Below are 12,408 nucleotides of genomic sequence, written 5' to 3' on the forward strand. Positions count from 1 at the left end.
GCGAAAACTCATCACTCGGGTCGGACGGCGCCGCCTCGCGTCTGCTCGAGGTGGTCGAGCTTCGACGGATGTGGCTCTTCCGGAGCGACAGAACAGAGAAGCCCCGGCCTCGCCGTCAGCCATTGTGGAGACGTCTCGGATGAGGAACGATGCGTCCTTCCACCCGACGAGACCGGAGCCAGGCCTGACAAGACCCCTCGGCGGCACCAAAGGTGGGCAATCAGATGCTCAATGAGGCACCGGAAGAGGTGGGCGGGTGAACGTCACGCTGGCGCTCGCCAACAACGACGCCATGCTCGCGATCCGCTTCCTTCTCGAACTGGTCTCCCTGTTCTGTCTGGCGGTTGGGACCTGGCGCAGGGTCCCCTCCCCATGGCGTTGGCTGCTGGTCATCGCGGTGCCCGTCGCCGTGGGCTGGGCGTGGGGTTCCTTCGCCGTACCTGATGACCCGTCCCGTTCCGGTGAGAGCGACGTCCATACGCCAGGACCGGTGCGCCTGCTCCTCGAACTGACCGTCTTCTTCGGTGCGGTGGCCGCCCTCCACCTGACCGGCCTGCGCCGCGCGGCCCGTTGGCTTCTAGTGGTCATGGTCGCCTACCAAGTACTGGCCTACGACCGAATCGGGTGGCTGCTCACCCACTGAGCTCCCACCGCTCCGGTACGTTCCGCTGCGAGTCGGCGAGCCCTTCCTATCGTTCGTCCAGTCAGGGGCGTCGGGACGCCGGGACGCCGGGACGCCGGGACGCCGGGACGCCGGGAAGATCAGTGCCAACCTTCGCCGCCCCCAGCAAGCGATACCGCAGGGAGAGACCCGTGATCACCGCCACTCAAGGAGTGAAGCTCACAGCGCAGTGCGAGAGCTGCGGTGGCGAGCTGGTCCGCGACGTCGGTCAGTTCATCGACCGCGGTCGGTTGTGGTGGGGCGTTGAGGGGCATTGCCAAGCCTGCCCGAACGCATGGTGCGACATGGACACAGGCCCAGCTCCCGAAGGCATCAGGCAGGCCCTCCTGACCGAACACGGGCCCGCTCGGCTTCACCTTGCGGACAAGGACGCAGGCCTCGTTCCCGTGCTGCGGGCCCTGCGCGAGATGCAGAACCTCTCACTGGGTGAAGCACGGCTCGTGGCCGCCGACCTTGTGGAATTCGGGCTTGTCGGCACGTCCGTAGAAATGACCTTCCTGGCTGAGGGGCTACGCAACCGGTCCGTCGCCGTGACCATCTCCTCTTAGCCCGCCTGACCCTTGCTGGACCTGACCGGGACGGGTCGACGAGCGGCATTGGGAATTGCTGTCACGGGCCAGGTGCGCACCCGGCGACAAACAGCACACACAAGGGTGCGCGCACTACAAGTCCCGGAGGCCGTACCCGCGGCGCCGCCCCCGAAGCTGTCGTCACACACAGCGCGGCCAGCCACCGGCGCACTTCGGGCCGCATTCCCATGAGCCGGGGCCGGCGGGTGCTTTTCAACCCGGAGTACACGTAGGAGAGAGGTGGGAGCCATGGATGGTCAGACAAGTCAGAGCCTGTGCGGGAATCTGGGATTCGAAGGGATGCCGACGCTCTTGTTGGTGATGGCGTTCATACGGCCGGGGCGAGACAGTCTGGAGCGCAGCGCGGTGTGACTCTGCGCTGCCGATGGCGAGTTTCGCCATCGGCAGCGCAGAGGGGTGTGACGTATGGCCTCGTCCCCTGTGGAGCGAGGCGGCTGGCGGATTGCCTAGGTAGCCAGGCGGTCCACCAGCCAGGAGCCGAGCTCGTCAGTGATCAGGGGGCCTCCTGGATTCCGCGCGCCGGTCGTGGAGTCGTTGAACGGGCCTGTGCGGATATCGAGGTCCAGTTCGTTCGTGAAGTCGCCGCTTGCCAGCCCAAGAAGCCGGGGCAGCCTTGGCCACTCACCCAGGCCCTTCAGTTGACTGGCCTCCTCCTCAGTGGGCACCGTTCCGTTGTACGAGAAGTACACCGCGGTGTGGTGATCCATTCGCTGCGTCTCCATCTTGGCGAGAGCGTAACGGGCTGCCAGGGCGCCCCTGCCGATGCCTCCCACGGCCAGTGGCACACTGCCACGCTGTTCGCTTATCGCCCTGAACATGGCTTTCTGCACCGTTTCGGCCAGGGCACCGAGGCTGTCGTTGCCATCGCGGTAGCCGACCAGGATCAAGTCGAGGCCACGCCCATGCAGCGCCGCAAGCAGCGAGTATGCGCTGTGATCAACTCCGGCTTCGAACACGGCTAAGTCCGTTGCGCCTGCTTCGCCCATGCCGGCCAGAATGACCGGCTTGGCGATCCCGCTGCTGCTCGCGGGAAAGACTCTCGCCGTTCCCGACTTGAAGTCCCATTCATGTGCCATCGCCATGATTCCTCCCGGAGGATGTGGGTCCGCACGGATGCCGTCTCGGTGAACGTAACGACGACGCCGTCCTGCCGACAGGGGCGAAGGGACAAGCTCATTACCGAGGCTGGTCTATTGCCCTTGATTGACGTACTCCGTCGCCCGCTATGTGGCGTGCTCGCTTCCGCCAGCAGGAGCGCTCAGCCACACGCAGCCAGGGTCGCGCCATGAGGGGGCACCCTTGCTTTCGACGGTGTCTACGCTGCCCGGCCCACTTCACGGGGGATATCGCACAGCTTCTCAGCGCATGATGCTGCTCTTGCTCGCCGGCAGCGGAACAACGTATGCGGCATTCGAGCACCCCTCATTCGGCACCGCTCTCTCGACGGGAGTCGGAGTGGTGACGCTGCTCCACCTCCTGATGAGCCATCACCGGTAGGGAGTGCACGTCGCCCAGGCCACGCCTAGGGCTTGTTCCGAGTCCGGATCACGAGGGTGGTCGGCAGGCGCCGGCATGCCCAACTCCGTGTCAGACCCTGCTGTTACGTTGACGTGAGGATCTTGCTTCGATCCCTGGAGAGGGCGCATGTACGACGAACGGCTCGCCGAGTTCTCCCGTGAGCGGCTGGATGGCCGTCCACTACCCGACGATCTGCGCGTGCTGCTGGTGGCGCAGTGGGAAGGCCGCAAAGACTTCACTCACCTGCTCGACCTCGACTTCTTCGAGGCGGGAGAGGTACACCCGCTCCTGGACACCAGCTATCTGAGCGAAAAGGAACTCGCTGACCCGGAGATGCAGGCCGTCAACGCCGGAGCCGCGGAGATGGCCAAGTACGTCAAGCTCGTGGCGAAGGGCGGAAAGGGGTGGATCGGCTACTGGCTGCACCCCGACGAACCAGCGGACCGTGCCTGGCACCTCATAGAGCTGGACACCGAGTTCACCTTCTGGGGACTGGTCGGCCTTACCCTGGCCGAGGGATCCGCCGCGGAGCAGGCAAGCTACCAGGACGAGCCCGACGAGCGAATCGCGTTCACGCAACTGGCCGCCGAACTCGCCGAGCTTGGCCTGCCGCTGAGCACCCAAGATTACGACGCTCTCGATGACACTGAGTACACGGTGGCGCCGGAGGAACTCATGGAGGAGCTCATCGCAACAGAACGCGAGAAGCGCGGTCTTCGCTGAGCCGAACGAGACGATCCCCAGCCCCGATCACGAGACCAGAAGCCAAGCGGCTTGAGGGGACCGGTGTGGTACGGGTAGGCCCAACGGGCTGGATCAGATACCGATTTGGCTAGAAGGACTTCTCAGTCGGGGGCGGGCATGAGGCAGAAAGGCCAAGCTGGTCCAGGGTGTTGGGTCGGCCAGGGGCGGTCTAGGGTGCATCGGCTCAGCGGGCCATCCAGCGGTCCATCTCCCGCGCCCGCGTGTCCAGCGCGGTGACGATGGCGGCTGCCGCGGTCCGGGGACTGCCGGGAACCTGCACGTCGTGCTGCACACCACCACACGCATGGCCGGACGGCCCCGGTTCGGGTATCTCCACCTCGATTCCCGCGCGCCGCGCGAGCGCGACCGCCGTCGCCACGAACCCCTCGGAGAGCGCGAGGATCACGGAATGCCCCGTCCGGCAGTGCCATGCGACCAGGTCACGTGCGAACTCCGCGTATACGGCCGGATCGACCTCAAGTGTGTCCGGGTCGCCCCAGTATTTTCCCTGGCCGATTCCCGAGGGCAGCGTGAGCTCCGCCTCAAAGACCTCGACCTGCCGTAGGAAGAGGCGGCCGGCACCGTTCGACGGGTTCCACAGCGTCTCGTCACCGATGTCGAAGTACATGCTCATCGCTAATCCCCCCGCTCAGCGGCCCCGGCACAGGGTAGAAGATCGGGCGGGTGGTAGGCACCCGGGTAAGACGGTGCCTTGGGGGGCCAGGCTCGTTGGTCTGGCATGGGCATAGTTGAGCAGCTGGTACCGGACGGACTCTGGGAGATTTTCCAGGATGTTGCGCCAGAGCCGCCCGTGCGTGCTCAGGGCGGCGGTCGGCGGCGGTGTGACGACCGCGCAGTTCTCGCAGCGATCATCTTCGTCGCCACTTCGGGCTGCACCTGGCGGCAGCTACCGCCGGTCTTCGGCGCCTCCTGGCAAACAGTCCACCGGCGCTTTACCGGCTGGTTGCGCTCGTAGCGGCGGTGCAGGCGGCGGCATCCGTTGAGCCAGGACATGGTCCTTTCCACAACCCAGCGATGCCGGCCCAGGCGGGTTGGACGGCTCGATGCCGCGCCGGGCAATGCGCGGGACGATCTGGCGGCGGCGCAGCCAGTTGCGCAGGTGGTGGTCGAAGTCGTGTCCTTTGCCCGCGTGCAGCTTGGCCGGGCGGCGGCGACTTGGCCCGTAGCGGGAGCGGTCGGCGGGATGCCGCGCATCAGCGGGATCAGGGCCTGACTGTCGTGCATGTTGGCACCGGAGATGCCGACTGAGATCGGCAAGGCGTTGCGGTCACAAGGCCGACCACTTCCTCGCCTTCGTCGACATCGCCAGCACCCTCATCTGCTACCGCAGGGTCTGCGCCAACCAGAGCCGCCGACCTCAGGTGTTGGCGGCCCCGTAATGCAGGACCCCGTCACGCGGCAGCAGGTATCCGATGTCGCGCTCCGCCGGGAACTTGCCTGCCAGCGTTGAGGCGTCGGCGCATCCGGAGACCGTCCAGCCGACGACACCCAGGCTGAAAGGTGCTTGCTGGTAGGTCTTGATTGCGATGGCGGCGAGCCAGTCGTCGATGACGGCGGACCTGAAGAACGGTTGGTCGCTCCAGTAGACGATGCCGGCCTTTTCCAGCGCTCCCGTAGGCACGTAGAAGTCGAGCCAGTCACTGCTGTCGTCGCCTCCGCGGACGGCCATGCAGCCACACACCACCATCTGACCAGTCGGCAAACGAACCTGACCGAGCAGGTGACCACGCTCGGTCAGCGAGGCAACCGTGCACGGCACCTCATCCTGCTCATGAGGCTCACAGTCGCGCCGCCCGAAGCATCCCCGCACATCTGCCGCCGACCACAGAGCACTCAGGAGGACCTGCAGCTGGGCGTCATCAGCTGAGCCAACCTCGATGCCCAGCTCGTAGTAACTATCAGCCCAGTTGGACTGGTCACGGAAGGAAGCGGGATTCAACATGACGCGATCATGCAGCGAGAGCCGATCCCAGGGCACCTCAATATGATGCTCGACCAACCAAACGACACACCGTCTAACTCCCGGCGGTGGCAGCCGTGACCACAGTGACGGCGACGATCGCCGCCTGCATGTCGCGGATGGCGGCGCGGACGCTTTCGGCCGCCCATTGCCCGGCGGCCACCTCCTCCATCCGCGCGGCGACCTCCTTGCGCGGGCCCTCGGGAAAGGCCAGGCGGTGCAGCTTGGCGGAGTGGATGAGGGCGATGAGGCCCGCCGTGCGGGTGTCCGGCTCGACGCCGCCCAGGACGACGGCGCGGAGCCGTTCCCGCAACTCGGCCTCGATGGTGCCGTCGGCCTCGGGATAGCGGCGTATCGGGAACACGCCGAGTGCCTTGTGCTTCTCCTCCACGACCACGCCGCGCCTGCACAGACTCTCCAGCGCCGCGCCGACGGCCTTGGCCTGATCCTTCGTCAGCCACTGGGTCACCCGTCGCTGCTTGCGACCGCGCAGCCACGTCTCGATCAGTGCCGTTCGGCCGTCGAGCAGCTGGTCCCCGGTCGGCGTCGTGTCCGTCAGCTCAAGGTGCTTGTCGGTGACGGACACCCGCCCGGCCAGGACCAGTTCGAGCAGGATCGCTCCCGCCACCGCCCACCCGGCGGCCTGCCGCTGCTTCGCCGACCCGGACTCATCGTCCAGGGACAGCAACATGATCTCCTCGGCCAGCGTGATCGCCATACCCACTCCCCCGTGTACGCCCAATGATCGACTTCACATGATCAGACGCTCGCAGGGGCTCAGAGGTTCCCCTTCCAGCATCCCGTCCGGCTCACTTCACGCCTGGTCAGCGGCCTGATCCGGACGGGGCGGCCTCATCGCCGGCCGCCGCCGTCGCTTCGACGAACGTACGAATACGGGGGTCCCCGTCGTCGCGGGTGCGCCAGAGCAGGGCGAAGTCCAGCGGCGGCAGGTCGGGGACGGGTACGTACGCGATGTCGGGGCGGCGGTAGAACTCCATCAGCTGGGTATCGCCCAGGATGATGTTGCGGCCGGCGGTGACCAGCGCGAGGCCTTCCGCGTAGGTGGCGCACACCTCCTGCGAGCGCTTGATCCGGCGGCCGCTGGGCGTGTTGCGCGGAGAGTGGAAGTCGACGGCGTACTGCGGGAACGACGAGGCGGTCGTGGGGAAGACCTCGTCCCCGAGTTCCTCGAACGCCACCGACTCCCGGCCCGCGAAGCGGTGGTTGGCCGACACCACGACGACCCGGTCCTGGCGGCTGACCACGGGGCCGACGGTGATGTCGGGCTCTTCGACCGGCAGTGACATGAGCAGGACGTCGGCGCTGCCGTCCCTCAGCTGCGACACGAAGTGGTGGACCTGCGTCTCGACCACGCGTACCGAGCACTCGGGGTTGTCGGCCATGAACCGCTCGCGGCCCCGGGCGACCAGCGTGCCGGCCAGGGTGCTCATGAAGCCGACCGTCAGTGAGCCGGTGATCCTGTGCCGGGACAGCCTCGCCCGGTCCATCGCCTCCCGGATCCCCTGGTGGTGCGGACGCAGGTCGTCGCGCAGCTTGCCGCCGACGTCGGTGAGCACGACGCGTCGGCTGGTCCGCTCGAACAGCGTGACGTCCAGCTGGCGTTCGATCTTCTTGACGGTCTTGCTGACGAGCGCTGTAGAGATGCACAGACGCTCCGCCGTACGGCCGAAGTGCAGTTCTTCGGCCAGGACGAGAAAGATCTCGATTTCTTGACGCTCCATGCGGGCCCCCACCCTCAACCGATCGATGCCGATCGGTTCCCTTCGGTTCATGATCCTGGCACACCGTTGACGGGGGCTCAAAGATCTTCTCAAGTACCGGACAGGTCGCCTGGGGCGACGACTTCGCATCGTTGACCCACAGGCAACGGGCGTTGTCCGATCTCGCGTTGATCATGATTCGCGGGCAGTCGATTCTTGGGGCAGACAAATTCACCTGAGATGCAGGGAATTCCCATGGCCTTGGCCTCTTCTCCCGACGTGGCACACCGCTTCGTCGACGTCGGCGGCACCCGTGTCTTCTATCGCGAAGCCGGTCCCGCGGATGCTCCCGTGCTGCTCCTGCTGCACGGATTCCCGTCCGCCTCCCACCAGTTCCGCCGGCTCATCGACGCACTCGGCGACCGGTTCCGGCTCGTGGCCCCGGACTATCCCGGGTTCGGGCACAGCGACGACCCCGACCGTTCCGTGTCCCCGTACTCCTTCGAGCGGATCACTGATGCCGTCGAAGGTTTCTGTCTCGCTCTCGGCCTTGACCGGTTCGTGGCCTACCTCTTCGATTACGGCGGGCCGGTCGGACTCCGGCTCGCCGCCCGGCATCCCGAATGGTTCGCCGGCCTGGTGATTCAGAATTCCAACGCGTACGACGAGGGCCTCAGCGAACTCGCCCGCGGGCTGGCGGACAACCGGCCCGGTGTCGAGGGCGCGGCCGACCGGGTACGGGAGATCCTGGTCCTGCCCGTGACGCGCGGCCAGTACGAGGGCGGCGCCGGGGACCCCTCCGGGATCTCCCCGGACGGCTGGACACTCGACCAGCACTTCCTCGACCTGCCCGGACGCAAGGACATCCAGGTCGACCTCGCGCTGGACTACCACACCAATATCGAGCGGTATCCCCAGTGGCAGCAGTGGCTGCGCGAGAACCAGCCGCCGACGCTGGTCCTTTGGGGCCGCGGTGACGCGTTCTTCCCCGAGGCCGGCGCCCACGCCTACGCCAAGGACCTGCCGGCCGCCGAGATCCACCTCTTCGACACCGGCCACTTCGCCCTCGAGGAAAAGCTCCCCGAAATCGCCCCACTCATCGCCGACTTCCTCGACCGGAACGGGAAAAGACCATGACCTCAGTCGTTATCGCCTACTTCAGCGGATTCGGCCACACCGCGCGATTCGCCGAGGCCGTACGGGACGGCGCCGCCTCCGTTCCCGAAACCGAAGTCCACCTCGTCGCCGTCGACTCCGTCACGGACGAGCAATGGCTGCTGCTCGACGCCGCGGACGCCGTCGTCTTCGGTTCCCCGACCTATCTGGGCGATGTCGCCGCCAAGTTCAAGGCGTTCATGGAACAGACCAGCGGCCGCTGGAAGAACCAGCTGTGGGCGGACAAGCTCGCCGCGGGCTTCGTCAACTCGGGCGCCAAGTCCGGCGACAAACTGCACGCCCTCCAGACCCTGTCGCTGTTCGCCGCGCAGCACAGCATGCTCTGGGTCAGCCTCGGCCTGCTGCCCGGCTGGAACACCAGCCGGGCCTCCGAGTCCGACCTCAACCGGCTGGGGATGTGGCTGGGCGCTGCCGCCCAGTCCAACACGGACGAGGGGCCGGAGGCTTCGCACCCCGCCGACCTGGCCACCGCACGACATCTGGGCCGCCGGGTCGCGGAACAGGCGGCTCGCACGGCGCACTCCCCCGCTGCCGTGCCCGCGTTGGTCTGATACCCGTTCCCCTCCCTCGCCGCGTCCCGTCCCCCGGACGCGGCGAGGCCCTTCTAGTGGCCGGCGGGTGCGGGCGAGATCTGCCCAAAGAGGCTGATCAGGTCCGGGGCGACCCACTCCTCGGCGATCTTGTCGCCCTCGATGCGGTAGATCTCGATGCTCCGGTAGCTGACCTCCCGGCCCGTCGCCGCGATCCCCTGGAAGTCACCTCGATGCGTGCCGCGGAAGTGGACCCGCACCACGACCTTGTCGTCGACGCCGAACATGTCCTGGACCGTGATCTTCAGGTCGGGGAAGGCGTCCAGCATGGTCTGCGTCCCCAGCCGCCAGACCTCCCGGCCCAGCAGCGGGTCGGGTACGCCGGGGACGTTGGCGATGAAGTCTTCTGTCAGCATCCCGGCTGCCGCTTCGAGGTCGCCGCTTTCGACCAGCTTGTACGCCGTACGCAGCAGGGCCTGGTTCATTTCCGTGGTGGTGTCCATCTCGGATTCCTCTCCAAAAGGGGGCGCCCGACGAGCGCGGTGATCGCTCCCGTCGGCATGGCTCCCAGTAGAAACCCTGCCGCTGCGTCAAGGTCAAAACGGACTCACACGGGCACAAGGGCATCGCGCATGCACTGCCGCCGCGCCGTCGTCCTCGTACCAAAGAGCGCCGCGCGGCGACAGGGCCAGGCTTGCCGCGAAGAAGGCGTCGCTCGCCGTACGAGCCATGGTGTGCAGGCGCCGAGCCAGGGTGACGATGCTGTTCATCGAGTGGCTCCTACAAGGGTGGTCAGTTCCGCTGAGGGTGAGGGCTTGAGGATGCGCGCGGCCGCGACCGCGGCGATCGCGCAGAACGCGGTCGGCAGCAGCAGCGTCAGGTTGAGCGGAATCAGATGAGTCAGCGGACCGATCACTGCCGGGCCCGCGAGCATGCCGAGGTAGCCGAGGCCCGCAACGCGGGAGACGTTGACGCCTGAGGCCGTGGGGTCGAAGTGACCTGCCGCACTGAACAGTTGGGGGATGCAGCCGGACAGGCCCGCGCCCGCGACGGTCCAGCCGACCAGGGCCAGCGGGATGGTGGGGGCGAGCGCCGCGAGGGTCAGGCCGACGGCGCCGAGTGCGGAGCCATGGCGCAGGATCGCCGTGGCACCGAAGCGGCCGGCGAGCCGGTCGGTGAGCAGCCGGCCGACCGTCATGGCCGTGGAGAAGGCGCCATAGGCGAAGGCGGCGGTGGCTGCCGGGGCGTCGAGGACGGTCTTGAGGTGGAGCACGCTCCAGTCGTTGGCGACGCCCTCACAGAGCATGAGCATGAAAGCGAGTACGGCGAGGATCCAGATACGGGACGGGGTTTTGCCGCGCCGTGCCTCCGCAGCCGCAGTGGCCTGCGTCGGGGGCTCGTGCGGCAGCAGCCCCGGTATCGCCAGAGCCGCGATCACCAGACCCGTCACGGCGGTCGCCCCGAGGGTCGTGGCCGCACTCCAGTCGGCGCTCAGCGTCAGCGCCCCCACCAGCGCGGCGAGTACGCCGCCCACCGAGAACACCGCGTGGAAGGCCGACATCACCGGCCGCCCGTAGCCGCGCTCGACCTGCACGGCATGGGTGTTCATGCTGACATCCAGGACTCCGTTGCCCAGTCCCAGGACCAGCAGGGCGCCGCCCAGCGTCCAGGCGTCGGTGGCGAGTGCGGGCAGGACCAGGGCGGCGCTGCACAGTGCGGCGCCCAGCGGGACGGCCTTGCGCGGACCGATCCGGTCGGCGAGCGGACCGGCAAGGCGCATCCCCACGAAGGCTCCGCTGCCCAGGAGCAGCAGGAGCCAGCCGAGCGTCGCGTGGGTGATGCCGGTGCGCTGTTCGACGACGGGTATGTGGACGATCCACATGCCCATGAGGAAGCCGTTGAGGACGAAGTAGGCGAAGGTCGCGCCCCGCCCGAGTCGCAGGGTTCGTTGCATGCAAACGAACGTATCAAACAGATGTTGTGTTCGTAAGTTGCCTTTCGAACATGCTCGATGTTCAATTGAGGCATGAGTGGGATGAGTGCAGAGCGCCTGAGGCAGATCACCGAAGCCGTGCGCGAGCGCGGCAGCAGCAGCGTGGCCGAGCTCGCCGAGCTCACCGGGGCCTCCGAGATGACCATTCGGCGCGACCTCGAGGCGCTCGCGGAGCAAGGCGTCCTCGAGCGCTATCGCGGTGGCGCCCGGAGTCTGCTGCTACGGGGTGAAGAGCCGCCTTTCGCCCTGCGGGCGCAGGAAGGGCTCGAGGTGAAACGCCGGATTGCCGCCGAGGTGGCCGCGCTGATTGCGGACGGCGAGTCGGTCGTCCTGGACAGCGGGACGACCTGCCTGGAGGTGGCCCGGCTGCTCGTGAACCGCCGGCTGACCGTGATGCCGCTTTCGCTGCATGCCGCCAACGTCCTGACCGACGCACCTCAGTTGACGCTGCTGCTGCCCGGCGGCCAGCCCCGGCGCGGCGAACTCGCCCTGACCGGACCGCTGACCGAGGCATCCCTGGCCGCGCTGCGTTTCGACACCGCGATCGTCGGCTGCTGCGGACTGACCGCCGGAGACGGTCTCACCGCGTACGACCTGGCCGACGCCGCCGTCAAGCGCGCCGCGATCGCCTCGTCCCGGCGCGTGATCGCGGTCGCCGAAGCCGCCAAGCTCAGCCGCACCGCACTCGCCCATGTCATCCCGGCCACCGCCCTGCACGCCGTGGTCACCGACGACAAAGCCCCCACCGACGCGACCGAGGCCCTGAGCGCCGCGGGCGTCACCGTACGAAAGGCTTGACCGCACCATGACGCACAGTCCCACCACCGAACCCGGCATCAGCACCGAACCCGTCCTGCTCTTCGACATGTTCGGTGTCATCGCCCGCCTTCAGTCCGAAGCCGGAAAGGTCCGGCTCGCAGAGACAGCCGGGATGGCGGAGGAGCCGTTCTGGTCGGCGTACTGGTCGCTCCGTCAGCCGTACGATCGCGGGGACGTCGGCGGCAGCGCGTACTGGCAGCGCGTGGCCGATGCTCTGGGCACGACCTTCCGCCCTGAACGGATCGCCGACCTCATCGAGGCCGATCTGGCCAGCTGGAGTGCGGTGGACGACGAAATGGTGGCACTCATCGAGCAGTTGGCCGCATCCGGCCGCCGCATCGCGCTCCTCTCCAACATCCCCGAGGAGCTGGCCTGCCGCTACGAACAGCAGCACGCCTGGCTCAAGCACTTCGAGGTGTGCGCGTTCTCCTGCCGCATCGGCCACGCCAAGCCGGAACCGGGCGCCTACCGCTGGGCATGCGAGGCGCTCGCCACCGCACCCGAGCAGATCCTTTTCATCGACGATCGTACGGAGAACATCGAGGCGGCCCGTGCGGCCGGGCTGCAGGGCCGGCTCTTCACGACGGCCGACGACCTCAAGACGGCTCTGGGCGTGGGCTGAACACGCCTCTCACATGACCGAAACCGAGCCCC

15 protein-coding genes and 2 pseudogenes are annotated in these 12,408 nt (G+C 67.4%); 8 read left to right on the forward strand and 9 right to left on the reverse strand.

Going from position 1 to position 12,408, the window contains the following annotated elements; translation table 11 throughout:
• The first annotated feature begins 256 nt into the window (after nucleotides 1-256).
• Nucleotides 257-643, forward strand: a complete 387-nt coding sequence (locus OG430_RS02350) for a YrdB family protein (protein WP_327350670.1) — start codon at nucleotides 257-259, stop codon at nucleotides 641-643.
• A 170-nt stretch (nucleotides 644-813) separates the two neighbouring features.
• Nucleotides 814-1,230: a hypothetical protein gene (locus OG430_RS02355; protein WP_327350671.1), complete on the forward strand. Its 417-nt coding sequence runs from the start codon at nucleotides 814-816 to the stop codon at nucleotides 1,228-1,230.
• 488 nt (nucleotides 1,231-1,718) lie between these two features.
• On the opposite strand, the gene OG430_RS02360 is transcribed toward OG430_RS02355, so the two are convergent.
• Nucleotides 1,719-2,354: a hypothetical protein gene (locus OG430_RS02360; protein WP_327350672.1), complete on the reverse strand. Its 636-nt coding sequence runs from the start codon at nucleotides 2,352-2,354 to the stop codon at nucleotides 1,719-1,721.
• A 562-nt stretch (nucleotides 2,355-2,916) separates the two neighbouring features.
• Here OG430_RS02360 and OG430_RS02365 point away from each other — a divergent pair.
• A complete protein-coding gene (locus OG430_RS02365) occupies nucleotides 2,917-3,513 on the forward strand; it encodes a hypothetical protein (protein WP_327350673.1) in 597 nt (198 codons plus the stop codon).
• A 205-nt stretch (nucleotides 3,514-3,718) separates the two neighbouring features.
• On the opposite strand, the gene OG430_RS02370 is transcribed toward OG430_RS02365, so the two are convergent.
• A complete protein-coding gene (locus OG430_RS02370) occupies nucleotides 3,719-4,168 on the reverse strand; it encodes a DUF6086 family protein (protein ID WP_327350674.1) in 450 nt (149 codons plus the stop codon).
• 105 nt (nucleotides 4,169-4,273) lie between these two features.
• On the opposite strand from OG430_RS02370, the pseudogene OG430_RS02375 reads away from it, so the two are divergent.
• A pseudogene (locus tag OG430_RS02375) lies at nucleotides 4,274-4,498 on the forward strand (transposase); the annotation flags it as partial.
• Nucleotides 4,499-4,500: 2 nt separating this feature from the next.
• Here the strand turns inward: OG430_RS02375 and OG430_RS02380 are convergent.
• From OG430_RS02380 to OG430_RS02395, 4 genes and pseudogenes are all read right to left on the reverse strand, one after another.
• Nucleotides 4,501-4,824: pseudogene (locus OG430_RS02380) on the reverse strand (transposase); the annotation flags it as partial.
• A gap of 88 nt (nucleotides 4,825-4,912) precedes the next feature.
• Nucleotides 4,913-5,554, reverse strand: a complete 642-nt coding sequence (locus tag OG430_RS02385) for a hypothetical protein (protein WP_327350676.1) — start codon at nucleotides 5,552-5,554, stop codon at nucleotides 4,913-4,915.
• Between the two features lie 16 nt (nucleotides 5,555-5,570).
• Nucleotides 5,571-6,233, reverse strand: coding sequence for a GOLPH3/VPS74 family protein (locus OG430_RS02390; RefSeq protein WP_327350677.1), 663 nt, complete (start codon nucleotides 6,231-6,233; stop codon nucleotides 5,571-5,573).
• 106 nt (nucleotides 6,234-6,339) lie between these two features.
• Entirely contained in the window at nucleotides 6,340-7,257 is a 918-nt protein-coding gene (locus tag OG430_RS02395) for a LysR family transcriptional regulator (RefSeq protein WP_327350678.1), read from the reverse strand.
• A 234-nt stretch (nucleotides 7,258-7,491) separates the two neighbouring features.
• On the opposite strand from OG430_RS02395, the gene OG430_RS02400 reads away from it, so the two are divergent.
• Together OG430_RS02400 and OG430_RS02405 are read left to right on the forward strand one after the other, a co-directional pair.
• Nucleotides 7,492-8,373, forward strand: coding sequence for an alpha/beta fold hydrolase (locus OG430_RS02400; RefSeq protein ID WP_327350679.1), 882 nt, complete (start codon nucleotides 7,492-7,494; stop codon nucleotides 8,371-8,373).
• Entirely contained in the window at nucleotides 8,370-8,963 is a 594-nt protein-coding gene (locus OG430_RS02405) for a flavodoxin family protein (RefSeq protein ID WP_327350680.1), read from the forward strand. Before OG430_RS02400 ends, OG430_RS02405 begins: the two co-directional genes overlap by 4 nt.
• 53 nt (nucleotides 8,964-9,016) lie before the next feature.
• On the opposite strand, the gene OG430_RS02410 is transcribed toward OG430_RS02405, so the two are convergent.
• From OG430_RS02410 to OG430_RS02420, 3 genes are all read right to left on the reverse strand, one after another.
• A complete protein-coding gene (locus tag OG430_RS02410) occupies nucleotides 9,017-9,445 on the reverse strand; it encodes an ester cyclase (RefSeq protein ID WP_327350681.1) in 429 nt (142 codons plus the stop codon).
• 93 nt (nucleotides 9,446-9,538) lie between these two features.
• Nucleotides 9,539-9,712 (reverse strand): hypothetical protein, encoded by a 174-nt coding sequence (locus OG430_RS02415; protein WP_327350682.1) that lies wholly within the window; start codon nucleotides 9,710-9,712, stop codon nucleotides 9,539-9,541.
• The gene (locus OG430_RS02420; protein WP_327350683.1) at nucleotides 9,709-10,896 is read right to left on the reverse strand and encodes an MFS transporter; all 1,188 of its coding nucleotides are present in this window, start codon (nucleotides 10,894-10,896) and stop codon (nucleotides 9,709-9,711) included. The genes OG430_RS02415 and OG430_RS02420 overlap by 4 nt, the downstream gene beginning before the upstream one ends.
• 81 nt (nucleotides 10,897-10,977) lie before the next feature.
• On the opposite strand from OG430_RS02420, the gene OG430_RS02425 reads away from it, so the two are divergent.
• Both OG430_RS02425 and OG430_RS02430 read left to right on the forward strand, forming a co-directional pair.
• The gene (locus OG430_RS02425; protein ID WP_442816683.1) at nucleotides 10,978-11,733 is read left to right on the forward strand and encodes a DeoR/GlpR family DNA-binding transcription regulator; all 756 of its coding nucleotides are present in this window, start codon (nucleotides 10,978-10,980) and stop codon (nucleotides 11,731-11,733) included.
• Nucleotides 11,734-11,740: 7 nt separating this feature from the next.
• Complete coding sequence (locus OG430_RS02430; protein ID WP_327350685.1) at nucleotides 11,741-12,376, forward strand: HAD family hydrolase; 636 nt, start codon at nucleotides 11,741-11,743, stop codon at nucleotides 12,374-12,376.
• Nucleotides 12,377-12,408 lie beyond the last annotated feature (32 nt).

Origin of the sequence: Streptomyces sp. NBC_01304 (genome assembly GCF_035975855.1) — a bacterium.
Classification (GTDB): domain Bacteria; phylum Actinomycetota; class Actinomycetes; order Streptomycetales; family Streptomycetaceae; genus Streptomyces.

What these genes read in the sequence shown, in the direction of transcription:
- OG430_RS02420 (WP_327350683.1), bottom strand. Translation starts at nt 10,896, where the DNA reads ATGCAACGAACCCTGCGACTCGGGCGGGGCGCGACCTTCGCCTACTTC.
- OG430_RS02415 (WP_327350682.1), bottom strand. Translation starts at nt 9,712, where the DNA reads ATGAACAGCATCGTCACCCTGGCTCGGCGCCTGCACACCATGGCTCGT.
- OG430_RS02360 (WP_327350672.1), bottom strand. Translation starts at nt 2,354, where the DNA reads ATGGCGATGGCACATGAATGGGACTTCAAGTCGGGAACGGCGAGAGTC.
- OG430_RS02395 (WP_327350678.1), bottom strand. Translation starts at nt 7,257, where the DNA reads ATGGAGCGTCAAGAAATCGAGATCTTTCTCGTCCTGGCCGAAGAACTG.
- OG430_RS02400 (WP_327350679.1), top strand. Translation starts at nt 7,492, where the DNA reads ATGGCCTTGGCCTCTTCTCCCGACGTGGCACACCGCTTCGTCGACGTC.
- OG430_RS02390 (WP_327350677.1), bottom strand. Translation starts at nt 6,233, where the DNA reads ATGGCGATCACGCTGGCCGAGGAGATCATGTTGCTGTCCCTGGACGAT.
- OG430_RS02425 (WP_442816683.1), top strand. Translation starts at nt 10,978, where the DNA reads ATGAGTGCAGAGCGCCTGAGGCAGATCACCGAAGCCGTGCGCGAGCGC.
- OG430_RS02405 (WP_327350680.1), top strand. Translation starts at nt 8,370, where the DNA reads ATGACCTCAGTCGTTATCGCCTACTTCAGCGGATTCGGCCACACCGCG.
- OG430_RS02365 (WP_327350673.1), top strand. Translation starts at nt 2,917, where the DNA reads ATGTACGACGAACGGCTCGCCGAGTTCTCCCGTGAGCGGCTGGATGGC.
- OG430_RS02410 (WP_327350681.1), bottom strand. Translation starts at nt 9,445, where the DNA reads ATGGACACCACCACGGAAATGAACCAGGCCCTGCTGCGTACGGCGTAC.
- OG430_RS02430 (WP_327350685.1), top strand. Translation starts at nt 11,741, where the DNA reads ATGACGCACAGTCCCACCACCGAACCCGGCATCAGCACCGAACCCGTC.
- OG430_RS02370 (WP_327350674.1), bottom strand. Translation starts at nt 4,168, where the DNA reads ATGAGCATGTACTTCGACATCGGTGACGAGACGCTGTGGAACCCGTCG.